We start from the raw sequence: 25,500 nt of genomic DNA on the forward strand, positions 1-25,500 counted from the left end.
TCGGTGACACCCGGCGCGCGGCGGCCCGGATGATCAGCGCGCGATGAGCCCCGCGATCGTGCCGGGCAGCTCTGCGATGAGCCCGAGCACGGTGAGCGGGCCGCCGCCGGACGCCCGCGCGGCCGCCCGCCCGTGCAGCAGGGCCGCGGTGGCGGCCAGTCGGGCGAGCAGTCCGGGGTCGGTCACGACCGCGCTCGAGTTGGTGGCGACGAGGGCGCCGAGGATCCCCCCGAGCGCGTCGCCCGCCCCGGCGGTGGCGAGCCAGCTGGGGGCGGCCGCCACGCTGAGTCGGGTGCCGTCCGGGGCTGCGATGTGGCTCGTGTGCCCCTTCAGAAGCACGGTGACCCCGAGGGTCAGCGCCGCCCCGTGCGCCGCCTCACCGGGGTCGGCGGCGACAGCGGCCGCGTCCACGCCGAGCACCCGGGCGAGTTCGCGGTAGTGCGGGGTGATGACGGTGGGTCCGCTCGTGCGCGCGTGCAGATCGAGGGCGCCCCCGTCGAGCACGACCGGGACGGACTCGGCGACGGCGGAGTCCATCCGCGCCGCCGCACCGGGCTCCCGGTCGACGGCGTCCATGCCCGAGCCGATGAGCCACGCCTGAACCCGACCGTTCGTCGCGACCGCCTCGGGCCGGCGCTGAAGCACGAGGGTGCTGGGCCGATCCGATCCCAGGTACCGCACCATTCCCACGCCGGTGTGCAGCGCCGCGTCGACCCCGATGACCGCGGCGCCCGGGTACTGCTCGCTCCCGGTGATGACGCCGAGCACACCGCGACTGTACTTGTCGTCGTCGTCGCGCGGCACGGCGATGTGGCGGGCGGCGTCGGCGTCATCGAAGGGGGTGTAGGCGGTCATCCCCTCACGATAGTTCGGCGGGTCGTGCCCCGGTGGCCTCGCCGTCGGCGGTCTGCCGGGCGAGCAGCGCCTCGACGGCCTCGCTGAGACGGTCGATGCGGTCGCCGAGGCGGGCGATCTCGTCGTTCTGGGCGGTCTCGATCGCGTCCTCGACCTGGTCGATGTCGGCCTGCGTCTGAACGCGGCCCTGCTCGACGAGCTCCACGAGCCAGGACGACAGCGTCGCGGTGATCACACCGAACACGGCGACCCCGCCCACCATGAGGACCGCGCCGACCACCCGCCCCAGGAGCGTCACCGGGAAGTGATCGCCGTAACCGACGGTGGTGATCGTCGTCATCGCCCACCAGATCGCGTCGCCGAAGCTGTGAATGTTGGCCGCCGGGCCGTTCTGCTCCTCATCGAGCACCGAGAGCGCGCCGAGGTACACGAGCAGCACCGCGGCGCCGAGCACGTAGGTCAGGATGCGGCCGCGCAGCGCTCGCCCGGCGAACCGCTGCATGCTCCGCAGCAGCGTCACGAGACGGAGGAGACGCAGGGGCCGCAGCACCGGCAGCCCGAGGATCACGACGTGATGGAGGTTGCGCGCGAACCAGCGCCACCGTCGCTCGGCGAGATACAGCATCACCAGATAATCGATGACGAAGAGCGCCCAGGTGCCCCAGATGATCACGTCGATGACGACGGACTGCCCCTCCTGGAGGTTGCCGATGACCTGCACGCTGAAGGCGACGAGGAAGGCGACGCCCGCGATGAGCAGCGGCCACTCCGCGAGATGCTGCCATTTCTTCTGGTCCATGACCCGACTTTAGGGGCAGCGGCACGCCCGACGCACCCGCGGGGAATCCCCGCGGCCGTGCGCGGGTTGGCCCTAGGGTGGCAGCGCCCACCCGTCGACCGACCAAGGAGATCCTCCCCGTGGCAACCCCCAAACTCTTCACGCCGTTCACCCTCCGCGACCTCACGGTGCGCAACCGGATCTGGGTGGCACCGATGTGCCAGTACTCGGTGTTCGAGCGCGATGGCGTACCGCGCGACTGGCACCTCGCGCACCTCGCCTCGTTCGCGGCGGGCGGGGCGGGGATGATCATCACCGAGGCCACCGCGGTGAGCCCCGAGGGTCGCATCTCGGATCAGGACACCGGTATCTGGAACCAGGAGCAGGTGGTGGCCTGGCGCCGCATCAACGACTTCTTGCACGCGCAGGGCGCGAAGGTGGGAATTCAGCTCGCGCACGCCGGACGCAAGGCCTCCACCTGGCCCGCCTGGGGCTTCGACCGGTCGGGCACGATGAGCATCGCCGACGGCGGCTGGGCCACCGTCGCGCCGTCGGCCGTGGCCTTCGGACACTACGACACCCCCGTGGCGCTCGACGCGGACGGCATCGAGAAGGTCGTCTCGGACTTCGTGACGGCCGCCGATCGCGCCGTGCAGGCGGGCTTCGACCTGCTCGAACTGCACGCCGCACACGGCTATCTGCTGCACCAGTTCCTCTCTCCGCTCAGCAACCAGCGCGACGACGAGTACGGCGGCAGTCTCGAGAACCGCGCCCGACTGCTGCTGCGGATCGTGCGTGCGGTGCGGGATGCGGTCGGCACGGGCATCCCCGTGCTCGTCCGGTTCTCGGCCACCGACTGGACCGCTGGCGGCTGGACTCAGGAGGAGACCGCCACGGTCGCCGGCTGGGCGCACGAGGCGGGAGCCGACTTCTTCGACATCTCGACCGGCGGCAATGTGCCCGCGGCCAGCATTCCCATAGGTCCCGGCTACCAGGTGCCGTTCGCCGACTACGTGGGCACCGAGGCCGAAGTGCCGACCGGGGCCGTCGGGCTCATCACCGAGCCGGCACAGGCCGCCGAGATCGTCGAGTCGGGCAAGGCCGACGTCGTGCTGCTGGCCCGCGAGATGCTGCGCGACCCGCACTTCGCCCTTCGCGCGGCGCACGAGCTGGGCGTCGAGATCGACTACTGGCCCGGCCAGTACGAGCGCGCCCGTCTCGCCTGAGGAGCGCTCCTCAGGCGCTCGCCTCAGTAGCGTTCGCGCCGCGTCGCGTCCTGAACCTCGCCGACGAGCTCCTCAATGATGTCCTCCAGGAAGATCACACCGCGGGTCGCGCCCTGCTCGTCGAACACGCGCGCCATGTGGGTTTCGGTGCGCTGCATACTGGCCAGCGCATCCTCGAGTTCGAGGCCGCGATAGATGGAGACGAGCTTGCGGATCCGCTTCGGCGGCACCGGCTCGGTGAACTCCTCCTCGTCGAGGTCGATGACGTCTTTGAGGTGCAGGTAGCCGGTCGGCTCCCCCGCGTCGTTCATGAGCACGTAGCGGGAGAAGCCCTTCTGGGCGACCGCCTTCTCCACGTCGGAGGGCGTCGCGTCCTCGTGGAGGGTCACGAGCTTGCTCAGCGGGATCGCCACGTCCTGCGCCTTCTTCTCGCTGAACTCGAACGCGGCCGAGAGAGCGCCCGTCGTGTCGCTCAGCACGCCCTCCTTCGTCGACTGCGCGACGATGTTCGCGACCTCGTCGACGGTGAAGGCGCTCGTGGCCTCGTTCTTGGGCTCGATGCGGGCGAGTCGGAGCACGCCGTTCGCGGTGGCGTTGAGCGCCACGATGACCGGCCGGAAGATGGTGGCGAAGAAGACGAGCGGTGGGGCGAGGACGAGCACCGCGCGCTCGGGCACCGAGAAGGAGAGGTTCTTCGGCACGAGCTCGCCGAACACGACGTGCAGGAACGAGACCAGCACGAGCGCGATCACGAAGGAGACCGTGCCGACGACCGCGTCCGTCCAGCCGAGCAGGCCGAGGGGCGACTCGAGCAGGTGGTGGATCGCCGGCTCCGAGACATTCAGGATGAGCAGCGAGCAGATGGTGATGCCGAGCTGCGTCGTCGCGAGCATGAGGGTGGCGTGCTCCATCGCCCACAGCGCCGTGCGGGCGGCGCGCGAGCCGCGCTCGGCGCGGGGTTCGATCTGCGAGCGGCGCGCAGAGATGATGGAGAACTCCGCGGCCACGAAGAAGGCATTGACGATCAGCAGGATGACCAGCCACCCGATTCCCGCCCAGTCGCTCATTTCGCCTGCCCCTCGGCCGCGGCGTCGGGCAGCGGGGTGTACCGCACGCGGTCGATGCGCCGGCCATCCAGTCGCTCGATGCGGAAGGTGCCGCCGTTGACGGTGACCGTGTCGCCCACGACCGGCAGCCGACCCAGCTCGCTCATGAGCCACCCCGCCACCGTCTCGTAGGGGCCGTCCTCGGGCACGTTGACGTCGGTGCGTTCGAGCAGTTCGTCCGGCCGGAGGATGCCCGGGAAGGTGAACCAGTCGCGACTGCGAACCACGTCGGCCTTGCTTCGGTCGTGCTCGTCGGACACCTCGCCGACGAGCTCCTCGACCAGGTCTTCGAGGGTCGCGACACCGGCGGTACCGCCGTACTCGTCGACGACGACAGCCATCTGGTACCCCCGGCCTCGGAGCTCGCCGAGCAGGATGTCGAGCTTCATCGTCTCCGGAACCCGCAGAGCCTCCGTCTGGAGCGCGGTCACCGGCACCTCACTCCGCTTGTCGCGGGGCACGGCGACGGCCTGCTTGACGTGCACGAGGCCGACGATGTCGTCGATGCCCTCATCGACGACGGGGAAACGCGAGAAGCCCGTGGTGCGCGCCATCATGATGACGTCCTGGGCCGTCTGGGTGCGCTCGACGCTCGCGACCCGGGGGCGCGGTGTCATCACGTCCTGCGCGGTGTGGTCGGCGAAGGCGAGGGTGCGCTGCAGCAGGGTCGCAGTGTCGCGGTCGAGGCTGCCCTCGCGGGCGGATCGACGCACGAGCGACGCCAGCTCCTCAGCGGTGCGCGCGAAGCTGAGCTCCTCCTTCGGTTCGATTCCGACCAGTCGGAGCACCCCGTTCGCGACGACGCCGAGGAGCGACACCGCCGGCTTGAACACGGTCGTGAACCCGACCTGGAAGGGGATGACGATCTTGCCGGTCTCCCGCGGGAGCGAGAGCGCGATGTTCTTGGGCACGAGTTCACCGAGGATCATCGACACGAGGGTGGCGATCGCGACGGCCACGATGGCCGAGAGGGGGATGAGCGCCGACGCCGGTACCCCCGCCCCGACGATGTCGCGGAGCAGCAGCGCAAGTGCGGGCTCGAGGGTGTACCCGGTGAGGAGCGTCGTGAGGGTGATGCCGAGCTGAGCGCTCGAGAGGTGCGTGGAGGTGATCTTGAGCGCGCGGATCGGGACGCCGAGATGGCGCTCGCCCCTCGCCTCGCGTGCCTCCAGATCGGCACGATCGAGGTTGACGAGGGCGAACTCGGAGGCGACGAAGAAACCGGTGCCGATGGTCAGCAGAACGCCGACGCCCAGCATGATCCACTCATACATGGCGGCCACCGGTGCGGCGACTAGGAGGGTCGTCCATTATCCGCCCAAGTATATCCGGGCGGCCCGGGGCGGTTCCTACCAGGAGACGGGCAGCGCCTTGCCCTCCTCGTATCCGGCGGCGCTCTGGATCCCGACCAGGGCGCGCTCGTGGAACTCGTCGATGGTCGACGCGCCCGCGTAGGTGAAAGAGCTCCGCACCCCCGAGGTGATCATGTCGAGCAGCGACTCGAGCGAGGGGCGCAGCGGGTCGAGGTAGATCTTCGAGCTCGAGATCCCCTCGGCGAACAGCGTCTTGCGGGCGAGCTCGTAGGCGTCGAGCTGGTCGAACCGCTCGCGGACGGCCTTGGTCGACGCCATGCCCCAGCTCTCCTTGTACAGCCGACCCGACTCGTCGCGGTTGAGGCGGCCAGGGGCCTCGATGGTCCCCGCGAACCAGGAGCCGACCATCACCGATGCGGCGCCCGCCGCGAGCGCGAGGGCGACATCCCGCGGGTACCGGACCCCGCCGTCGGCCCACACGTGCGCCCCGAGCTCGCGCGCCGCCGCCGAGGTCTCGAGCACCGCGGAGAACTGCGGGCGTCCCACGGCAGTCATCATGCGGGTGGTGCACATCGCGCCGGGGCCGACGCCGACCTTGATGATCGTCGCGCCCGCGCCGACGAGATCGCGCACCGCGGATGCCGTCACCACGTTGCCCGCGACGATCGGCAGCCCCAGTCCGAGCCCCGCGACCGTCGCGATGGCCGTCAGCATGCCCTCCTGGTGACCGTGCGCCGTATCGATGACGATGACGTCGACGCCCGCGGCGGCAAGCGCACGGGCTTTCGCCGCGACATCGCCGTTGATGCCGACGGCGGCCGCGACGCGCAGCCGTCCGGCAGCGTCGAGTGCGGGTTGGTAGAGGGTGGAGCGCAGGGCGCTCTGCCGGCTCAGCGTGCCGACCACGCGTCCCTCGTGGAGCACTGGGGCGAACTCGAGGCCGGTGGCGACCATCAGGTCGAAGGCGCCCCGTGCGCTAGGGATGTCGGCGGAGTCGAGGGCGGGGTTCTCGCCGTGAAGGAGATCGCCGAGCCGGGCATCCGGAAGGGCCGTTGCGAGGCGGCTCGCCTGGATCGTGCCGAGGTAGTCGCCCTGATCGTCGGTGAGCACGATGCCCTGCCCCTCCACGGGAGGAAGGTGGAGCAGCGCCGTGGCCACCGTATCGTCGGGGGCGAGGAAGAGCGGGGTGTCGAAGGCGACCGGCTGCGCCTTCACCCAGCGGATGGCCGCGTCGAGGTCGTCGAGGTGCATATCCTGCGGCAGCACGCCGAGTCCACCCCGCCGCGCGAGCGTCGCGGCGAGGCGCGGGCCCGTCACCGAGTTCATGTTCGCGGAGACGAGCGGGATGGTCGCGCCGGTGCCGTCGCCGGGGGCGAGTGAGACGTCGAGCCGGCTCGAGACGGCGGATCGCTCCGGAACCAGAAAGACGTCGGAGTAGGTGAGGTCGTGAACCGGCGAAGTTTCATAAAACCGCATGAAATTAACGCTAGACCCTCGGACGGGCGGCAGCGTGTCGCGTGGTGAGCGGTTAGGCTTGACGGCGGTGCGGCCAGAGGCGGTCGCACCTGGAGTGCACACGCAATCGAGTGATGAGAGTGGGCGATCAGCCGTGTCCAGCCAAGTGACCGGAGTCGCGTCAGAAGACGGAAATCCTGGGGAGTTCGGGGCCAATGAGTGGCTCGTCGACGAGATGTACGAGCGGTACATCATCGACCGAAACTCCGTCGACCGGTCGTGGTGGCCGATCCTCGAGACCTACCACCCGACGACCCTCGACCCGGCGACGGTCGCGCCGGGTGCGGACCACACGACCCCGAGCACAACGCCGAACGCCGAGCCCGCCGCGGCACCCGTAGCCACCGCGCCCGCCGAGGCGACGGCGCCCGCCGCTCCCGCGCCCGCGCCGTCCGTTCCCGTGGCCACCGGCGCGCAGCCGGTCGCCCGCACCACCTCGGTGCAGGCCCGGCCGCAGCCCATCCCCGCCGAGGCCCCGTCGCGCACGCCGGCCGCACCCGCCGCGAGCGCCGAGCCCGCGCCGGAGCCCGAGAACACGGTCGCGGCGCTGAAGGGCATGGCGAAGAGCCTGGCCGCCAACATGGACGCGAGCCTCGAGGTGCCCACCGCCACGAGCGTGCGCACCATCCCGGCGAAGCTCATGATCGACAACCGCATCGTCATCAACAACCACCTCAAGCGCGCCCGCGGCGGCAAGGTGTCGTTCACGCACCTCATCGCCTGGGCGATGGTCGAGACGCTCAAGGAGTTCCCGAGCCAGAACGTCTTCTACGACGAGGTCGATGGCAAGCCGTCCGTCGTGACCCCCGCGCACATCAACCTCGGCATCGCGATCGACATGCCGAAGCCCGATGGCACGCGCAGCCTGCTCGTTCCCGGTATCAAGCGCGCCGACACGATGGGCTTCGGCGAGTTCCTGATCGCCTACGAAGACGTCGTCTCCCGCGCACGGGCCAACAAGCTCACGGTCGCCGACTTCCAGGGCAACACGATCTCGCTCACCAACCCGGGCGGTATCGGCACGGAGCACTCCGTTCCGCGCCTCATGAAGGGCGCCGGCTGCATCATCGGCGCGGGCGCGCTCGAGTACCCGGCGGCGTTCCAGGGCGCGAGCCCCAAGACACTCGCCGAGCTCGGCATCGGCAAGACCATCACGCTCACCAGCACCTACGACCACCGCGTCATCCAGGGCGCCGGTTCGGGCGAGTTCCTCAAGAAGGTGCACGAGCGCCTGATCGGCGAGCACCGCTTCTACGAGGACATCTTCGCCGCGCTGCGCATCCCCTACGACCCCATCCACTGGGCGGCCGACATCAGCGTCGACCTCGCCGACGCGGTCGGCAAGACCGCGCGGGTGCAGGAGCTCATCAACTCCTTCCGCGTGCGCGGTCACCTCATGGCCGACATCGACCCGCTCGAGTACCGCCAGCGCTCGCACCCCGACCTCGACATCGCGAGCCACGGCCTCACCTTCTGGGATCTCGACCGCGAGTTCGTGACCGGCGGCCTCGGCGGCAAGAAGGTCGCCCTCCTGCGCGACATCCTCGGCATCGTGCGCGACGCGTACTGCCGCACGGTCGGCGTGGAGTACATGCACATCCAGGACCCGGAGCAGCGCCGCTGGATCCAGGACCACGTCGAGAAGCCCTACGCCAAGCCGAGCCACGACGAGCAGATGCGGATCCTCGGCAAGCTCAACGAGGCCGAGGCCTTCGAGACGTTCCTGCAGACCAAGTACGTCGGCCAGAAGCGATTCAGCCTGGAGGGCGGCGAGTCGACGATCGCTCTGCTCGACGCGGTCATCCAGGATGCGGCCCACGCGGGCCTCGAAGAGGTCGCGATCGGCATGGCCCACCGCGGCCGCCTGAGCGTGCTCACCAACATCGCGGGCAAGACCTATGGGCAGATCTTCCGCGAGTTCGAGGGCACGCAGGACCCGAAGACCGTGCAGGGCTCCGGCGACGTCAAGTACCACCTCGGCACCGAGGGCACCTTCACGAGCGCCGACGGCGCCCAGATCCCGGTCTACCTCGCTGCCAACCCCTCGCACCTCGAGGCCGTCGACGGTGTGCTCGAGGGCATCGTGCGCGCCAAGCAGGACCGGCACCCCATCGGCACCTATCCGGTGCTGCCCATCATGGTGCACGGCGACGCCGCGATGGCGGGCCAGGGCATCGTGGTCGAGATCCTGCAGATGTCGCAGTTGCGCGCCTACCGCACCGGCGGCACCGTGCACGTGAACATCAACAACCAGGTCGGCTTCACCACGCCTCCCGGCGAGGGTCGCACCTCCGTCTACTCGACCGACGTGGCGAAGACCATCCAGGCGCCGATCTTCCACGTCAACGGCGATGACCCCGAGGCCGTGGTGCGCGTCGCCCACCTCGCCTTCGAGTACCGCCAGCAGTTCCACCGCGACGTCGTGATCGACCTCGTCTGCTACCGCCGGCGCGGCCACAACGAGGGCGACGACCCCTCGATGACGCAGCCCCTCATGTACAACCTCATCGAGGCGAAGCGCTCGGTGCGCACCCTCTACACCGAGGCGCTCGTCGGCCGCGGCGACATCACCGAGGAAGAGTACGACCAGGCGCACCGGGACTTCCAGGATCGCCTGGAGCGCGCGTTCGCCGAGACCCATGCCGCGCAGACCGGATCGATTCCGATCATCACGGCAGACGGGGGTGCGGTCGCCGACCTCGAGCGGCCGGGCTCGCAGCAGGACGACCTCGTGGGTGAACCGGCGTCGACCGGGGTGGATGTCTCGGTCATCCAGCTGATCGGCGATGCCCACGACAACCCGCCCGCCGGCTTCACCGTGCACCCGAAGCTGCAGGCCCTGCTCAAGAAGCGCATCGAGATGAGCCGCACCGGCCAGATCGACTGGGGCTTCGGCGAGCTGCTCGCGCTCGGATCGGTGCTCCTCGAGGGCACCCCCGTGCGGATGGCCGGACAGGACACGCGTCGCGGCACCTTCGTGCAGCGTCACGCGGTGCTGCACGACCGCGCCAACGGTCAGGAATGGCTGCCGCTCGCCAACCTGAGCGAGAGCCAGGCTCGGTTCTGGATCTACGACTCGCTGCTCAGCGAGTACGCGGCGATGGGCTTCGAGTACGGGTACTCGGTCGAGCGTGCCGACGCGCTCGTGCTGTGGGAAGCCCAGTTCGGCGACTTCGCGAACGGCGCCCAGAGCGTCATCGACGAGTTCATCTCCTCGGCCGAGCAGAAGTGGAGCCAGCGCTCCGGCGTCGTGCTGCTGCTGCCGCACGGCTACGAGGGCCAGGGTCCGGACCACTCCTCGGCGCGCATCGAGCGCTACCTGCAGCTGTGCGCCGAGAACAACATGACCGTCGCGCGTCCGTCGACCCCGGCGTCGTACTTCCACCTGCTGCGCCGACAGGCCTACGCCCGCCCGCGTCGCCCGCTCATCGTCTTCACCCCGAAGGCGATGCTGCGTCTGCGGGGTGCGACGAGCGAGATCGCCGACTTCACCTCGGGTCGCTTCGAACCGGTCATCGACGACAACCGCGTGACCGACCGCTCGGTCGTGCGCCGCGTGATCCTGACCTCGGGCAAGATCTACTACGACATCGTCGCCGAGCTCGACAAGCGCGAGCAGCGCGACCTGGCAGTGGTGCGACTGGAGCAGTTCTACCCGCTGCCCGCCGATGAGCTCAACGTCATCCTCGAGGGGTACCCGCACGCCGACCTGGTCTGGGTGCAGGACGAACCGGAGAATCAGGGCGCGTGGCCGTTCATCTGCCTCGAGCTCGCCAAGCGCCTTCGCGGCCGCACGATCTCGGTCGCCTCGCGCCCGGCATCGGCCTCGCCCGCGACCGGGTCATCGAAGCGCAGCGCTCAGCAGCAGACGGAGCTCATCGCGAAGGCGCTCACGCTCCCGTAGCGGGGGTCGGATCGCCCGGCGATGCGGGCCGAAGTACCGAGTCGGGCGACTCCCCCGGGGCGAGCGCCTCGAGGATTCGCGACGAGATCTCGTAGAACTGCTCGACCTGCTCGGGGGTGAGACGATCGAACACGGCGTCGACGACGCTCGTCACATGCGTCGGGGCGGTCGCGACGAGCACCCTGCGACCCTCCTCGGTGAGACAGGCGACACTCCCCCGACGGTCGCTCGGGTCGGCATCGCGGCGCACCCAGCCGAGCGCCTCCAGCTTGTTGACGGCGTGCGTGAGCCGGCTCTTCGAGATGAGGAGGACATCGGCGAGGTCGGTCATCCGCAGGCCGCCGCTCGGGGTCTCGCTCAGCATCGCCAGGATGATGTAGTACGCGTGCGGCATTCCCGCCTCGGCAGTGAGCACGCGGTCGAGGTGCTCACCCAGCCGTGCGGAGGCGGCGAGGTAGGCGCGCCACGCGCGCTGCTCGTCGTCGGTCAGCCAGCGGAACGGGGTGTCGGATGCGGTGCTCACCTGTCCAGTGTACTGGTAGTTGAATTCTCAACCAGATAGGCGTACGCTCGCAATTACTTGAGAGTTCAACTATTGGAGGAATCCCCCATGAGCACCATCAGTATCTTCGGAGCGGGAAATGTCGCACGCGGAATCGCGACGCGCGCGGTGGCGAGCGGCGACAGTGTTCAGCTGCTGGTCCGCGACGCGGAGAAGGGCGCCGCGCTGGCCGCCGAGCTCGGCGGCGACGTCACCGTCAGCCCGCTCGACGCCACGGTCACCGGCGACCTCGTCTTCATCGCCCTCCCCTACCTCGCCGTCGCCGAGACGCTCGCACCGATCGCCGCGCAGCTCGCGGGCAAGGTCGTCGTCGACGCGACCAACCCGGTCAACGCGACCTTCACGGGGCTCGCGACCGCACCCGGCACCTCGGGCGCGAAGGAGATCGCGGCGCTGCTCCCCGGTGCCGCCGTCGTGAAGGCCTTCAACACTGTCTTCGCCGGCAACGTGATCGCCGGTTCCAAAGACGGCGCGACGCTCGACCTCTTCGTCGCCGCCGACGACGCCGACGCCAAGGCCGCGGTCACCGCCTTCGGCGAGAAGGCGGGATTCCGGGTGATCGACGCGGGATCGCTCGAGTTCGCGGGCATCCTCGAGGGCATCGCCTGGCTGCATATCCAGCTCCAGTTCACGCGTGGCACGCAGTTCGCCTCGGCGATCACCATCGTCGACTGAGGTCGCACCCGCTGGACGGGGGCCCACGCGATACAGCTCGCGCGGGCCCCCGTCGTCGTTCGCGGCTCCCTCACCCGATTGGGGGGATGACCGATCCCTCCGCTACCCTCATGATAGAAACTCAGGGGGAAAATCCGTGCCACTTCGTGCTGTTCGACTGTCCATCGCCGGCGCCATCATCGCGCTCCTCGCCGTGGGCACCGCGCCCCTCGGGGCCTCCGCCGCTCCGGTCGCCGCCCGCACCGTGACGGCACCGGCCTCTCCCGCGGCCACGCACGTCTCGCTGCCCACGTCCCCGCCCGCCGACGACACGCGTCCGCCCACGGATGTGCAGTTCGGCGGCGGCACGACTTCGTCGACCCGCCGGCCGCTCGCTACTCGCGGTGACTCCGTCACCCCGATCGCCGGCGCCGAGAGCGTCTACGTCAGCGTCGTCAACGTGACGCCGACGACGAAAGACAATGCGAACGCGAACCTCGCCGATGGACCCAACATTCTGAGTTCCGATGTTGCACAGGCGATCACCGATCTCGATTCGTACTGGTCGGCCCAGTCCAACGGGGCAGTGACCATCACGGAATCAGGCGAAGAGACTCGCAGTCTGGGAGCGACGACGTGCGTGCCGAACGCTGTTTACGCCGACGCCTATCAGCACGCTTTCGGCGGACTCTTCGCGAACGGCATCCCGGCCCACACGCACCTCATCGTGCTCACGGACGAGGCATGCGACGGGAGTGCGTTCGCCAGCCTTGAGGTCGCCACCGGCGAGATCTTCTCGAGTGCGGGGGTCGGCAGCACGATCGGCGTGGAGGTGCTCGAGCACGAATTCGGCCACAATCTCGGATTCGACCACGCCGACTCCTCCATCTGCCAGAACACCACGACCTTCGATTCCGTCGCCGCTGCGTTCACGCTGTCGAGCGGCACCTGCCCCACGAGCGAATACGACGACCTGTTCGACATCATGGGCTACAGCGTGGACGACGCCCACCCGGGCCTCTCCTCGCCCCAGCGCATCCTGTCCGGCTGGCTGAGCGACTACGCGACGGTCACCACCTCGGCAACGCCGCAGGTACTCCAGCTCTCGCCCCTGGGCAGCGGCAGCGGCACCGAAGCCGCCCGAATCATCGATCCCGAAACGGACGAGGTCTACTACGTCGAGTACCGCGCGAATTCCGGGAGCAACGACCCCACGAGCGTTGAATTCCGTGCCGATGCGCAGTGCGAGCCTCCCGTCGGAGTCGGCTACCGCACCTGCGAGCTCGGCAGCGACACTGCGAGCGGCTCGGTGCGAATCCTTCGGGCCATTCATCCCACAGCAGGGGAGACCGCGTACGGGACGACCGTGCTCGCCACCGGCCTCGTCGGCAGCGACGCCCACCAGCGCCTGACCCGTCTTCCCAGCGGGCAGAGTTTCACCAATCACGATCGCTCATTCACGGTCTCCGTCGGAGCAGTCGGCGCGACCGCGGCCGTGACGGTGAGCTTCGACCAGAACACGCCCACGGCGATCTCACTCACCACGCCCCACTCGACCGTCGCCTATGCCTCCAGCGCGGCCGTCGTCACCGCTCACGTCGCCCCGCTGTCCGACTCGAGTTACCCCGCCGGAACGGTGAGGTTCTACGACAACGGCACCCCCACGGCGGACGTTCCGCTGGACGTCAGCACCGGCACCGCCACCCTTCGCCTGACCCACCTGGGGAAGCGCATCCTGACCGCGCGTTTCGCACCATCGACCGCGGGACTGCGGGTCTCCGACTCTGGGTTGCTGCGCGTGCTGGTCACCCCCGCCGCGTCGCGAACCGGATTCTCGATTCGATCGACGACGATCAAGCGATCCACTCACGCGGTCATCACGGTGGCCGTCGCTGTCACCGGCATCTCCACTCCCACCGGCACAGTGCGCGTTTACGCGGGCACCTCGAGGATCGCCAGTTTCGCGCTGCCCGCGAGCGCCCACGGAACACTGACCGTGAGCCTGCCGCTCTTCAGTAAACCGGGCGTGAAGTCCCTGCACATCACCTACTCGGGCACAGCGCTGATCTCTCCCGCGTCGTCAGGGGTTCACACGATCACGGTCCTCTAGCCCGCTGTCGGGCTCGAGACAGGCACGGGCAGGATCACGGCCAACGCCGCCGCCGGCGGGAGGCAGCCTCAGGACTGCAGTTCGCCCAGACGGCTCAGCACCGAGGCGCGCAGCTCCTCGGGAGCCTTCTCCTGGCACGCGGTGCGCACCTTCTCGGTGAGCTTGAGCCCGATGAGGTGCTCGGTCGAGCAGTCGTCGCAGCCCGCGAGGTGCTCGCTGATGTCGAGGAAGTCGGCGTCGCTCACCTCGCGGTGCAGGTACTCCTCGAGCTCGGCTTTCGCCTTCTCGCATCCGCAGTCGGTCATTTCGTGCTCCTGGTGAGGCTCTGCTCCGGCACGACGATACCGCGCTCGCGCGCGTAGTCGGCCAGAGATTCCCGCAGCATCCGCCTGCCGCGGTGGAGGCGGCTCATGACGGTACCCACGGGTGTTTTCATGATGTCGGCGATCTCCTGGTAGGAGAGGCCCTCGACGTCGGCGAAGTACACCGCCATACGGAAGTCTTCGGGGATGGCCTGAAGCGCATCCTTGACATCGCTGTCGGGCAGGTGGTCGATCGCCTCCGCTTCGGCCGAGCGAGTCGACGTCGACTGCGTGACCGATTCCGCGCCCCCGAGCTGCCAGTCCTCGAGGTCGTCGATGGTGCCCTGGTAGGGGTTGCGCTGGTTCTTGCGATAGTTGTTGATGAAGGTGTTGGTCTGGATCCGGTACAACCAGGCCTTGAGGTTGGTGCCCTGCTGGAACTGACCGAACGCCTGGAAGGCCTTCACGAAGGTCTCCTGCACGAGGTCGGCAGCGTCGGCGGGGTTGCGCGTCAGGCGCATCGCCGCCGCGTAGAGCTGGTCCATGTAGGGAAGCGCCTGCTCCTCGAAGAGATCTCGAGGGTTCGCGGGCGGGGTCGTATCAGTCATCAGCGCCAATTCTAGGTCTCGGAGGTCGTCTGGAACCGCGAGTGTGGCGAGAGCGCTCATGACCGGTGGTTCCCTTCCTGCTCCGTGCGTGGCGTGTGGCCGTGTGCGGTCACGCGGCGCTGATACAGGGGCCAACCCGCGTCCGGTCCCGCATATTCCGCGTGCCGTGCGACCCGGCACCGGGGGCGCGCGCCGCCCGGCCCGATATTCTGGGGGCGATGGCACTCTCCAGGATCGCGAAACCACAGTTCAACCCCTACGGCGATGACGCGCCGCAGCCCGAGCGCGAGCTCGGCCCGTGGCCGGCACCGGTCGCGACCGCACCCCTCCGGGCCCGCCTGCAGCTCCCCGGATCGAAGAGCCTCACCAACCGCGAACTCGTGCTCGCCGCGCTCGCCGACGGTCCCTCCCTGCTGCGCGCTCCCCTGCACTCACGCGACACGGCCCTCATGATCGAGGCGCTCCGCGCCCTCGGCACACGCATCGACGAGGTCCCCGGCGATGGCGAGTACGGCGCCGACCTGCTGGTCACCCCGGGCGAGCTCAGCGGTGGCGTCTCGATCGACTGCGGGCTGGCCGGCACGGTCATGCGCTTCCTGCCGCCCGTCGCCGCCCTCGCGCTGGGGCCCGTCGCCTTCGACGGCGATCCCGGTGCCCGACGTCGGCCCATGCGAACCATCGTGGATGCCCTCCGCGCGCTCGGCGTCGACGTCAACGACGACGGTCGCGGCGCCCTCCCCTTCAGCCTGTATGGCACAGGCGCCGTCGAGGGCGGCGAACTCGCCATCGACGCCTCGGCCTCCAGCCAGTTCGTGTCGGGGCTGCTGCTCGTGGCCCCCCGCTTCACCCGCGGACTCACCCTCCGTCACACGGGCGAACGCCTTCCCAGCCTTCCGCACATCGAGATGACGATCGCCACCCTCGCCGACCGCGGCGTCGAGGTGGCGAATCCCGAGCCGGGCGTCTGGGTCGTCCCGCCGTCGACGATCGCGGCGCGCGACGTGGACATCGAGCCCGATCTCTCGAATGCCGGCCCGTTCCTGGCCGCGGCGCTCGTCGCGGGCGGTTCGGTGACGGTCACCGGGTGGCCCGCGGAGACCACGCAGGTCGGAGCGCAGATGGCGGTCATCCTCGAGCGGATGGGGGCGACCGTGACGCGCGCACCGGGCGAGCTCACGGTGACCGGCACCGGCGCGATCCACGGCATCGAGCTGGATGAGGCGAGCGAGCTGGCCCCGACCGTCGCCGCGATCGCCGCGCTCGCCGACAGCGAGACCGTGCTGACGGGCATCGCGCATCTGCGCGGGCACGAGACCGATCGACTGGCCGCGCTCGCAACGGAGATCACGGCGGTGGGCGGCGACGTCACCGAGACGGATGACGGGCTGATCATCCGCCCCCGCCCTCTGCGCGGAGGGCTCTGGCACAGCTACGAGGACCACCGGATGGCGACGGCGGGCGCGATCATCGGCCTCGCAGTGCCCGGCATCGAGATCGACGACATCGCGACCACGGCCAAGACGCTCCCCCAGTTCGTCGAGCTGTGGACGGGACCGCGGATGGGGATCGTGCCCACGCCCCCGACGAGTGGACTGCTGTAGCGCATGAGCTGGCTCAGCGACGTCGAGGATGACGGCGAGTACTCCGAGTACGACGAGTCCTCGGTGCGGCAGCGCCCGAACCCCAAGGGCAACAAACCGCGCACCAAGACGCGCCCCGAGCACAAGGACTCCCAGACGGGCCGCGTCTACGCGGTCGACCGGGGGCGCTTCAGCGTGCTGACGGGCGAGGGCACCCCCGAGGAGCGCACGCTCACCGCGACGAAGGCGCGGGAACTGCCGCGGGGATCGATCGTGACGGGCGACTTCGTCGACCTCGTCGGCGACACGACGGGCGACGAGGGCTCGCTCGCGCGCATCGTCAGCGTTCAGGAGCGCAGCTCCCTGCTGCGTCGGAGCGCCGACGACACCGACTCCGTGGAGCGGATCATCGTCGCGAACGCCGACCAGATGCTCATCGTCGTCGCCGCCGCCAACCCGGAGCCGAGGCCGCGACTCGTCGACCGCTACCTCGTGGCCGCCTACGACGCGGGCATCACGCCCATCCTGTGCCTCACCAAGACCGATCTGCAGGATCCGGAGGAGTTCCTCGCGAACTTCGCGGGCCTCGAGCTGCGCGTGGTCCGAAGCACCTCGCTCGACTTTCCGCTCGACGAGCTGCGGGCGCTGCTCGACCACCACACCACCGTCGCGGTGGGTCACTCCGGCGTGGGAAAGTCCACTCTCGTCAACGCGCTCGTGCCCGAGGCGAAGCGGGCTACCGGCCGGGTCAACGACGTCACCGGTCGTGGCCGCCACACCTCGTCGTCGACGGTGTCATACCGACTCGACTCGGGCTGGATCGTCGACACCCCCGGGGTGCGGTCGTTCGGGCTCGGTCACGTCGACCCCGACAACATCCTGCGCTCCTTCGGTGACTTGGCCCGCATCGCCGAGGAGTGCCCCCGCGGCTGCACGCACCTCCCCGATGCACCCGATTGCGCGATCAACGAGGCGGCGGAGCGCGGCGAGCTGGGCGCGATCGGGATGCTGCGGCTCGACTCCCTGCAGCGGCTCCTCACCACCCTCGCCTGAGCGGCGTCGACACACCCGGCCGCCACCCGGCGTTGGCCGCCCGGCAACCCGACGCGGATACGCTGGTCTCGTGCCCGATTACACGCTCTCCGACGACCTGAGCCTCGCGCTCGCGCTCGCCGCCGCAGCGGACCTGGTCTCGATCGACCGGTTCCGCGCCGCTGACCTCCGGGTCACGACCAAACCCGATCGCACCCCCGTCACGGACGCCGACCAGGCCACCGAGCGGATCATCCGAGAGGGAATCGAGGCCGCACGACCAGCCGACAGCATCCTCGGCGAGGAGTACGGCGGGGAGCGCAGAGCCGGGCGGCAGTGGATCGTGGATCCGATCGATGGCACGGCCAACTACCTCCGTGGTGTGCCCAACTGGGGAACCCTGATCGCTCTCGCGATCGACGGCGTGCCCGTCGTCGGCGTCGTCTCGGCCCCCGCGCTGCGGCAGCGCTGGTGGGCCGCCCGCGGCCACGGCGCCTTCACCGCCGAGCCGGGAGGCGACCCACGCGCGCTCCGGGTGAGCGGGGTCGCGAGCCTCGCGGACGCCTCGGTCAGCTACAACAGCCTCAAGGGCTGGGACGAGGTCGGTCGCATCGACGACGCGATCGCCCTCTCCCGCGCGGCCTGGCGATCCCGCGCGATCGGCGACATGTGGGCCTACATGCTGCTCGCGGAGGGCGCCCTCGACGTCGTGAGCGAGTTCGACCTGCAGCCCTACGACATGGCGGCGCTCATCCCCATCATCGAGGAGGCGGGCGGGCGCTTCACCTCGGTCGACGGCACACCGGGGCCCTGGGGCGGCAGCGCCCTGGCGACCAACGGACTGCTGCACGAGGAGACCGCGACCCTGCTGGGGAGGGCGTGAGCGCGAGCCGCCCGACGATGGCGACCCTGGCGGGTGCCGTCGTGGGGGGCGTGCTGCTCGCTGCGGCGCTCACGGGGTGCGCCGGGCATCCCGCGACTGCGGTGAGCGGCGAGATCGCGACCGGCCGCCTCACCGTCGGCCAGTGCGTGGATGATCGGCACACCGCCGGCACTCTCGCAACGGTGCCCGTGGTGCCGTGCAGCGCCGCCCACGACAGCGAGGTCTTCGACGTCTTCGCCCTCCCGGACGGGGCATTCCCCGGAGACGCGGAGGTCACCCACCGCGCGATCACCGGCTGCTCCGCGGCGTTCACGACGTTCACGGGTGTCGCCCCGGCATCCACCGTCACGCTCGATTTCTCGTGGTTCTTCCCGACCGCGGCGAGCTGGAAGCGCGGCGACCGCGGGATCCAGTGTCTGGTCTTCTCGGTCGGCTCCGGCGGGGGCCCCACCCGCACGATCGGCACGCTGCAGAACGCGGGTCGCTGAGCGCGGCCGACCCCAGCCGAGAGCAGGCGCGGTCAGACGGAGGGCCGCGACGCCGGCCGGATGCTCCCGCCGGCGTCGCGGCTGAGCCGGAGCGCCTCCACGAGCGCCACCGCGGTCAGCAGCGCGACGATCAGGAACGCGACATGGAACGCGGCGACCGCGTCGGTCGCGCCCGTCAACGCGGCAAGCGGTTCCCCCGCTCGCAGCGCGAGCGCCCCGACCGCGACCCCGAACCCCGCGACCACCTGTTGCACCGTCGAGGCGAGGGTGTTCGCGTCCGTCATCTCGGCCTCGGGCACGTCGGCGAAGGCGAGCGTGTTGTAGACGGTGAAACCGGAGGACCGCGCCACCCCGCTCGCGAACAGCAGCACCACCATCAGCACGACGGGCGTCGCCTGATCGACGAAGGCGAGCAGCACCATGCACGCGACGGACCCCGCGCAGGAGGCGACGAGCACGGGCTTGAACCCGAATCGCCGCAGCAGCGCCGTGGTCGCCACCTTGATCGCGAGGTTGCCGGCGAAGAGCACGAGCACGACGGAGCCCGCGGCGACGGGTGACCAGCCGAGGGCATCCTGATAGAACAGGGCCAGCAGGAACGGCATCGCAAGGATCGTCAGACGGAACAGCGAGCCGCCGGCGTGCGGCACCCGGAAGCTCTCCCGCCGGAAGCTGCCGAGGTCGAGCAGCGGGGTCGTGGCCCGGCGCAGGTGCCCGACGGCGAGAGAGGTCACCACGACGCCGATCGCGAGCGCGAGCGTGCCCGCGATCCACTGGGGTCGAGCCTCCGAGAACACGGCCCCGGCGGTGGCGAGCGCGCCCAGCCCGATGCAACTCAGGGCGAAGCCGAGCCAGTCGAACGGACGGCCGCGCTCCGAGCGGATCCGCGGGACGATCCTCAGCGCCACCACGAACGCGATCACGCCGAGCGGCGCATTGAGCAGGAAGATGATCGGCCAGTGGGCATAGCTCGTGATGAGACCACCGACGAAGGGGGCGACGATGGGCGCGACGAGCGCGGGCCACGTGAGCCAGGCGACCGCGCGAACGATGTCCTTCTTCTCGCTCGACCGGAGCACGGCGAGACGACCGACCGGCACCATCATCGCGCCGCCGAGACCCTGAACCACCCGCAGGGCGGTGAGGACCGCGAGAGAGGGGGCGGCGGCACAGGCGAGCGAGGCGAGCGTGAACACCACGATCGCGGTGAGGAAGACGGGACGAACGCCCACGCGATCGGTGAGCCAGCCGGTCGCCGGGATGAACACGGCCAGTGTCAGCAGATAGGCGGTGATCGCGATGCTGATCTCAGCGGAAGCGACGTGGAACGATCGAGCGATGGCGGGAGCCGCGGTGGCGAGGATGGTGCCGTCCAGGTTCTCCATGAAGAACACGCCGGCGACGAGGAGGGTCAGGCCTCGGCGCGCCCCGGTCGTCACGCTGCCAGCCTACTGCCGCGCATCCGGGGCCCGCGTGCCCGCAGCGGGAGCGCTACCGGCGGTGGAATAGGATTTTGCTGCACACAGTTTCGAACGACAAGGCGGGAATCACGCACATGGCCACCGATCGTCTCAGCTACCCGGTCAACAAGCCCCTCGGCGGCCTCATCTTCGTGCTGTTCTGGGTGATCGCCATCGTGGCGTGGAGCCTCGTCGGCCTCTCGAGCGACCACGCCACCCGCGGCTTCATCGCCGATGTCGGCCTGGTCTTCGCCTTCACCGGGCTCGCCGCCCCGTTCCTCACCCTGCGTCAGCTGCGCTTCGCCCTGATCGCGGCCGCGCTGGGGATCATCCTGTTCGCGGTCTTCGGTTTCACGGGGCTCACCGTCTTCGTCTACGCGCTTCGGATCGCCGCCATCTTCCTCGGCGTCATGGCGCCCGTCTACAAGCTCGTCGGCGGGCTGCGCGTCCTGCCGTAGCGGTCCGCGCAGCCCGTCTGATCACGCCGCGATCGCGGCGCGCTCGTTCTCCTCGACGAGGAACTGGCTGTATGCGCTGAGGGTGAGGAAGGTCGGGAAGTCCTCCCCCAGGGTCACCTGACGGAACACCTCCGCCGCGTCGTCCCAGGTATCGGATTCCGTACGGTACCGGGCCAGGGCCTCGGCCAACTGCCGCTCGACCGACTCGTGGGTGATGCGGGTTCCCTCGCGCGTCACGGTGCCCCGGTGCATCCACTGCCACAGCTGGGACCGGCTGATCTCGGCCGTCGCCGCGTCCTCCATCAGGTTGTCGATCGCGGCGGCGCCCACCCCGCGCAGCCAGCTCTCGATGTAGCGCAGCGCGATGGCGACGTTCGCCGCGACGCCGGCATCGGTGACCGTGCCGTCGATCCGGAAGTCCACGAGATCGCGCGCCTCGACGCGCACGTCCTCGCGAAGCCGATCCAGCTGGTTGGGCCGGTCGCCGAGCACCGCGTCGAACTCCTCGCGGGCGGTCGACACGAGGTCAGGATGCGCGACCCAGGTGCCGTCGAACCCGTCGCCGGCCTCGCGGCGCTTGTCCGCGTGCACCTGCTCCAGAGCGCGCGCCGTCACCTCCGGATCGCGTCGGTTCGGGATGAACGCGCTCATGCCGCCGATGGCATGCGCTCCCCTGCGGTGGCAGGTCGAGACGAGCAGTTCGGTGTAGGCGCGCATGAACGGGACCGTCATGGTGATAGCCGCGCGATCCGGCATCACGAAGCCGTCGCCGCGACCGCGGAAGTTCTTGATGATCGAGAAGATGTAGTCCCACCGGCCCGCGTTGAGTCCCGCACAGTGCTCGCGCAGTTCATAGAGGATCTCCTCCATCTCGAACGCCGCCGTGATCGTCTCGATCAGCACCGTCGCGCGGATGGTTCCGTGCGGGATTCCGATGGCGTTCTCGGAGAACGTGAAGATGTCGTCCCAGAGCCTCGCCTCGAGGTGGTTCTCGAGCTTGGGCAGGTAGAAGTACGGCCCGCTCCCCCGCGCGATGAGTTCGGCGGCGTTGTGGAAGAAGTACAGTCCGAAGTCGACGAGCGACCCCGAGGCCGGGCGGGTGAGCCCGGCCGGGTCGATGTACTGGAGGTGTTTCTCGACGAGGTGCCAGCCGCGCGGCCGCATCACGATGGTCGGCGTCTCCTCGCCCAGGCGGTACTCCTTGCCGTCCGCAGTGGTGAAGTCGATCTGCCGGCGGATGGCGTCGTAGAGGGAGAGCTGCCCCTCGATGATGTTGTGCCAGGTGGGGCTGAGGGCATCCTCGTGGTCGGCGAGCCACACCTTCGCGCCCGAGTTCATCGCGTTGATGGTCATCTTGCGGTCGGTGGGGCCGGTGATCTCGACGCGGCGGTCGTGCAATCCCGGCCCCGCGCCGGCTACACGCCAGCCCGGCTCCTCGCGGATGGCACGCGTCTCCGGCAGGAAGCGCAGGTCTCGTCCGTTGTCGATCGCGCGACGGCGGTCCATCCGGGCCGCGAGACGGTCGTGGCGCCGTCCGGAGAAGGCGTCGTGCAGGTGGGTCAGGAAGCGCAGTGCTCCCGGCGTGAGGATCTCGTCGTAGCGGTCACCCGCGGTCGCGAGCACTCGCATTCGGTCGTGTGAGCTGGTCATGGTCGTGAATCCTTCGGTCTGGTCCGGCTGGTGGGCAGCGCGGGGGTCAATGAAACTGGGCCGACTCGGTGGAGCCGACGAGCGCGAGGGTGGCGCTCTCGGGGTTGAGGACCGTCGAGATGCGGTCGAAGTAGCCGGTGCCGACTTCGCGCTGGTGGCGCGTCGCCGTGTAGCCGGCCGCCTCGGAGGCGAATTCCGCCTCCTGAAGCTGCACGTACGCGCTCATGTGGCGCTGGCTGTAGTCCTGCGCGAGCGTGTACATGGAGTGGTTGAGAGCGTGGAACCCCGCGAGGGTGATGAACTGGAACGCGTAGCCCATCGCCGCGAGCTCCCGCTGGAAGGTCGCGATCTGTGCGTCGTCGAGGTGGCGCTTCCAGTTGAAGGAGGGCGAGCAGTTGTAGGCGAGCTTCTTGCCCGGGAATTCCCGATGGATGCTCTCCGCGAAGGTACGCGCCAGCTCGAGGTCTGGCTCCGACGACTCCACCCAGAGCAGGTCGGCGTAGGGCGCGTAGGCGTGCCCGCGGGCCAGCACCGTCTGGATGCCGGGGGTCGTCTCGTAGAACCCCTCCGGCGTGCGATCCCCGGTGAGGAACGGCCGGTCGCGCTCGTCGACATCGCTCGTGACGAGGTTCGCCGCGAGCGAGTCGGTGCGGCCGATGATCACGGTGGGAACACCGGCGACGTCGGCGGCGAGACGCGCGGCGTTGAGAGTGCGGATGTGCTGCGCCGTCGGCACGAGCACCTTCCCGCCCATGTGGCCGCACTTCTTCTCGGAGGCGAGCTGATCCTCCCAGTGCACCCCCGCGGCACCCGCCGCGATCATCGAGGTCATCAACTCGTAGGCGTTGAGCGGCCCTCCGAAGCCGGCCTCGGCATCCGCGACGATCGGTGCGAGCCAGTCGATGGCCGGCCCGCTGTCGCTCGACTCGATCTGGTCGGCGCGCAGGAGCGCGTTATTGATGCGGCGCACGACGGCGGGCACCGAGTTGGCCGGGTAGAGGCTCTGATCCGGGTAGGTCTGACCGCTGAGGTTGGCATCGGCCGCGACCTGCCAGCCGGAGAGGTAGATGGCCTTGAGGCCCGCGCGCACCTGCTGCACGGCCTGGTTGCCGGTGAGGGCGCCGAGGGCCGGCACCCACTCCTCGGTGTGGATGAGGTTCCACAGGTTCTCCGCGCCGCGCCGGGCGAGCGTGTGCTCCTCCTGCACCCGGCCGCGCAGGGCGATCACGTCCGCGGCGGAGTAGTCGCGCACGACGCCGTCCCAGCGCGGGTCGGCGTCCCACTCGGTCTGCAGCTCGGCGGCGGTCTGCGTCTGGTCGCCGGTCCTGGTGTTCATCGTCTGACTCCTTCGTTGGTAGCCGCTGGGCGGTGAGGTCGAGGGCGGGATGATCACCTCGCCTGAAACGACTCTGCGGCAGATCATCCGAAACTTTTCCGCTCTTGCGGCCAGAAGATCTATGATTCTTCTATTTCGGATAATTCCGGGGAATGGCAGGCTGGGCACATGACCTCCACGGCCTTCGACCTCCCGCACGATGGGGACATGCTCGATTCACTGACGATCGGCCGGCGGATCCGCCAGCTGCGCATCGACCGCGGCATGACGCTCGACGACCTGAGCGCGGCCCTCGGGCGTGCGCCGTCGCAGCTGTCGGTGATCGAGAACGGCAAGCGGGAGTTGAAGCTGACCGAACTGCAGCGACTGGCGCGCGCGCTCGGCATCACGGTGGAGGAACTGCTGCGGCAGGAGGCGCCGAGCAAGCGCGCCGCGCTCGAGATCGCGTTGGAACGCGCACAGCGCGGGCCCCTCTTCGCGAGTCTGGGCCTTCCCCCGCTTCCCGTGCGCAAGACCATGAGCGACGAGGTGATCGAGGCGATCCTCGCGCTCCACGACGAACTGCAGCGCCTGCACAGCGAGCGCGCCCTCACCCCCGAGGAGGCGCGGCGGGCGAACACCGAGCTGCGCCGCGCGATGCGCGCGCGCAACAACTACTTTCCCGACCTCGAGGCGACGGCGGCGCGGCTGCTCGCGGCGGTGGGGCACGACGGCGGGCCCCTCTCGCAGCGCGTGACGGCCGACCTTGCGACGCACCTGGGCTTCTCTCTCCACTACGCCCACGACCTGCCCACCTCGACCCGGAGCATCACCGACCTCGAGAACGGCCGCATCTATCTGCCGGTCACCGAGCACGGATCGACCGACCAGCGATCCACGCTCCTGCAGGCGCTCGCGAGCCACGTGCTCGGCCTCGGCGAGCCGGCCGACTACGCCGACTTCCTGCGACAGCGCGTGGAGACCAACTACCTGGCGGGCGCCCTCATGATCCCCGAGCGGAGCGCGGTGGCCTTCCTGCACGCGGCGAAGGAGAAGCGCGAGCTGTCGGTGGAGGACCTTCGGGACGCCTTCGCGGTCACCTATGAGACGGCGGCCCACCGCTTCACCAACCTCGCGACCGAACACCTCGGTATTCCGGTGCACTTCCTGAAGGTGCACGAGAGCGGCACCCTCTCGAAGGCGTACGAGAACGACAACGTGCAGTTTCCGCACGACGCGCTCGGCGCGATCGAGGGTCAGTCGGTGTGCCGTTACTGGAGCGCGCGGCGGGTGTTCGACGTGGAGGACCGGTTCAGCCCGTACCACCAGTACACCGACAAACCGACGGGAACCTACTGGTGCACCTCGCGCATCCAGTCGACCTCGCGCGGGGCGTTCTCGGTGAGCGTGGGAACACCGTTCGCGCACGTCAAATGGTTTCGGGGGCGTGACACGGGCAACCGCTACACCTCGAGCTGTCCCGACGAGGGCTGCTGCCGCCGGCCGCCCGGCGAGCTCTCCGCGCGATGGCAGGGCCACTCGCTGCCGAGTCCGCGGCTCAACGCCACCCTGCTCGCGGCGATGCCGACCGGGGTATTCCCGGGCGTCGACAGCACCGACGTCTTCCGGTTCCTGGAGGGGCACGCGCCCACGACCGCCGGATGACCGGGCAGAGGGGCCGCGGCCCTCAGCCGACGGGCA

The 25,500-nt window shown here is 69.6% G+C and carries 21 protein-coding genes; 10 read left to right on the plus strand and 11 right to left on the minus strand.

What is annotated here, in order from left to right:
• Window positions 1-33 precede the first annotated feature (33 nt).
• Window positions 34-855, minus strand: coding sequence for an ADP-dependent NAD(P)H-hydrate dehydratase (locus tag G3T37_RS03980; protein ID WP_163472153.1), 822 nt, complete (start codon window positions 853-855; stop codon window positions 34-36).
• A gap of 4 nt (window positions 856-859) precedes the next feature.
• Window positions 860-1,654 (minus strand): potassium channel family protein, encoded by a 795-nt coding sequence (locus G3T37_RS03985; RefSeq protein ID WP_163472154.1) that lies wholly within the window; start codon window positions 1,652-1,654, stop codon window positions 860-862.
• Between the two features lie 119 nt (window positions 1,655-1,773).
• Here G3T37_RS03985 and G3T37_RS03990 point away from each other — a divergent pair, with 119 nt between their 5' ends.
• Complete coding sequence (locus G3T37_RS03990; protein ID WP_163472155.1) at window positions 1,774-2,859, plus strand: oxidoreductase; 1,086 nt, start codon at window positions 1,774-1,776, stop codon at window positions 2,857-2,859.
• 23 nt (window positions 2,860-2,882) lie between these two features.
• Here G3T37_RS03990 and G3T37_RS03995 read toward each other — a convergent pair whose 3' ends face one another.
• From G3T37_RS03995 to guaB1, 3 genes are all read right to left on the minus strand, one after another.
• Window positions 2,883-3,926: a hemolysin family protein gene (locus tag G3T37_RS03995; protein WP_163472156.1), complete on the minus strand. Its 1,044-nt coding sequence runs from the start codon at window positions 3,924-3,926 to the stop codon at window positions 2,883-2,885.
• Window positions 3,923-5,239, minus strand: coding sequence for a hemolysin family protein (locus G3T37_RS04000; protein ID WP_163472157.1), 1,317 nt, complete (start codon window positions 5,237-5,239; stop codon window positions 3,923-3,925). Before G3T37_RS04000 ends, G3T37_RS03995 begins: the two co-directional genes overlap by 4 nt.
• 75 nt (window positions 5,240-5,314) lie before the next feature.
• The gene (guaB1, locus tag G3T37_RS04005; protein ID WP_163472158.1) at window positions 5,315-6,754 is read right to left on the minus strand and encodes a GMP reductase; all 1,440 of its coding nucleotides are present in this window, start codon (window positions 6,752-6,754) and stop codon (window positions 5,315-5,317) included.
• A 133-nt stretch (window positions 6,755-6,887) separates the two neighbouring features.
• Here guaB1 and G3T37_RS04010 point away from each other — a divergent pair, with 133 nt between their 5' ends.
• Entirely contained in the window at window positions 6,888-10,697 is a 3,810-nt protein-coding gene (locus G3T37_RS04010) for a multifunctional oxoglutarate decarboxylase/oxoglutarate dehydrogenase thiamine pyrophosphate-binding subunit/dihydrolipoyllysine-residue succinyltransferase subunit (RefSeq protein ID WP_163472159.1), read from the plus strand.
• Here G3T37_RS04010 and G3T37_RS04015 read toward each other — a convergent pair.
• Window positions 10,684-11,220, minus strand: coding sequence for a MarR family transcriptional regulator (locus G3T37_RS04015; RefSeq protein ID WP_163472160.1), 537 nt, complete (start codon window positions 11,218-11,220; stop codon window positions 10,684-10,686). The genes G3T37_RS04010 and G3T37_RS04015 overlap by 14 nt on opposite strands.
• Window positions 11,221-11,307: 87 nt before the next feature.
• On the opposite strand from G3T37_RS04015, the gene G3T37_RS04020 reads away from it, so the two are divergent.
• On the plus strand, window positions 11,308-11,934 hold the full coding sequence (locus tag G3T37_RS04020; RefSeq protein WP_163472161.1) for an NADPH-dependent F420 reductase: 627 nt from the start codon (window positions 11,308-11,310) through the stop codon (window positions 11,932-11,934).
• Window positions 11,935-12,070: 136 nt separating this feature from the next.
• Entirely contained in the window at window positions 12,071-14,023 is a 1,953-nt protein-coding gene (locus G3T37_RS04025) for an Ig-like domain-containing protein (RefSeq protein ID WP_163472162.1), read from the plus strand.
• Between the two features lie 68 nt (window positions 14,024-14,091).
• On the opposite strand, the gene G3T37_RS04030 is transcribed toward G3T37_RS04025, so the two are convergent.
• On the minus strand, window positions 14,092-14,328 hold the full coding sequence (locus G3T37_RS04030; protein WP_163472163.1) for an alpha-ketoglutarate decarboxylase: 237 nt from the start codon (window positions 14,326-14,328) through the stop codon (window positions 14,092-14,094).
• Entirely contained in the window at window positions 14,325-14,933 is a 609-nt protein-coding gene (locus G3T37_RS04035; protein ID WP_241732079.1) for a sigma-70 family RNA polymerase sigma factor, read from the minus strand. The genes G3T37_RS04030 and G3T37_RS04035 overlap by 4 nt, the downstream gene beginning before the upstream one ends.
• 218 nt (window positions 14,934-15,151) lie before the next feature.
• Here G3T37_RS04035 and aroA point away from each other — a divergent pair, with 218 nt between their 5' ends.
• From aroA to G3T37_RS04055, 4 genes are all read left to right on the plus strand, one after another.
• Window positions 15,152-16,534, plus strand: coding sequence for a 3-phosphoshikimate 1-carboxyvinyltransferase (gene aroA, locus G3T37_RS04040; protein ID WP_163472165.1), 1,383 nt, complete (start codon window positions 15,152-15,154; stop codon window positions 16,532-16,534).
• A gap of 3 nt (window positions 16,535-16,537) precedes the next feature.
• Window positions 16,538-17,566 carry a ribosome small subunit-dependent GTPase A gene (gene rsgA, locus G3T37_RS04045; RefSeq protein ID WP_163472166.1) on the plus strand — a complete coding sequence of 343 codons (1,029 nt, stop codon included), beginning with the start codon at window positions 16,538-16,540 and terminating at the stop codon, window positions 17,564-17,566.
• Between the two features lie 70 nt (window positions 17,567-17,636).
• Complete coding sequence (locus tag G3T37_RS04050) at window positions 17,637-18,428, plus strand: inositol monophosphatase family protein (protein WP_163472167.1); 792 nt, start codon at window positions 17,637-17,639, stop codon at window positions 18,426-18,428.
• Window positions 18,425-18,916 (plus strand): septum formation family protein, encoded by a 492-nt coding sequence (locus tag G3T37_RS04055; RefSeq protein WP_163472168.1) that lies wholly within the window; start codon window positions 18,425-18,427, stop codon window positions 18,914-18,916. Before G3T37_RS04050 ends, G3T37_RS04055 begins: the two co-directional genes overlap by 4 nt.
• A 32-nt stretch (window positions 18,917-18,948) precedes the next feature.
• Here G3T37_RS04055 and G3T37_RS04060 read toward each other — a convergent pair whose 3' ends face one another.
• Window positions 18,949-20,355, minus strand: a complete 1,407-nt coding sequence (locus G3T37_RS04060) for an MFS transporter (protein WP_338401173.1) — start codon at window positions 20,353-20,355, stop codon at window positions 18,949-18,951.
• 74 nt (window positions 20,356-20,429) lie between these two features.
• Here G3T37_RS04060 and G3T37_RS04065 point away from each other — a divergent pair, with 74 nt between their 5' ends.
• A complete protein-coding gene (locus G3T37_RS04065) occupies window positions 20,430-20,834 on the plus strand; it encodes a hypothetical protein (protein WP_163472169.1) in 405 nt (134 codons plus the stop codon).
• A 21-nt stretch (window positions 20,835-20,855) separates the two neighbouring features.
• Here G3T37_RS04065 and aceB read toward each other — a convergent pair whose 3' ends face one another.
• Together aceB and aceA are read right to left on the minus strand one after the other, a co-directional pair.
• Window positions 20,856-22,484: a malate synthase A gene (gene aceB / locus G3T37_RS04070; protein ID WP_163472170.1), complete on the minus strand. Its 1,629-nt coding sequence runs from the start codon at window positions 22,482-22,484 to the stop codon at window positions 20,856-20,858.
• Between the two features lie 46 nt (window positions 22,485-22,530).
• On the minus strand, window positions 22,531-23,820 hold the full coding sequence (aceA, locus tag G3T37_RS04075) for an isocitrate lyase (protein ID WP_163472171.1): 1,290 nt from the start codon (window positions 23,818-23,820) through the stop codon (window positions 22,531-22,533).
• 168 nt (window positions 23,821-23,988) lie between these two features.
• Here aceA and G3T37_RS04080 point away from each other — a divergent pair, with 168 nt between their 5' ends.
• On the plus strand, window positions 23,989-25,464 hold the full coding sequence (locus G3T37_RS04080) for a helix-turn-helix transcriptional regulator (RefSeq protein WP_163472172.1): 1,476 nt from the start codon (window positions 23,989-23,991) through the stop codon (window positions 25,462-25,464).
• The last annotated feature ends 36 nt before the right edge of the window (window positions 25,465-25,500 follow it).

It is taken from the genome of Galbitalea soli, assembly GCF_010686725.1.
In the GTDB taxonomy this organism is placed as follows: domain Bacteria; phylum Actinomycetota; class Actinomycetes; order Actinomycetales; family Microbacteriaceae; genus Galbitalea; species Galbitalea soli.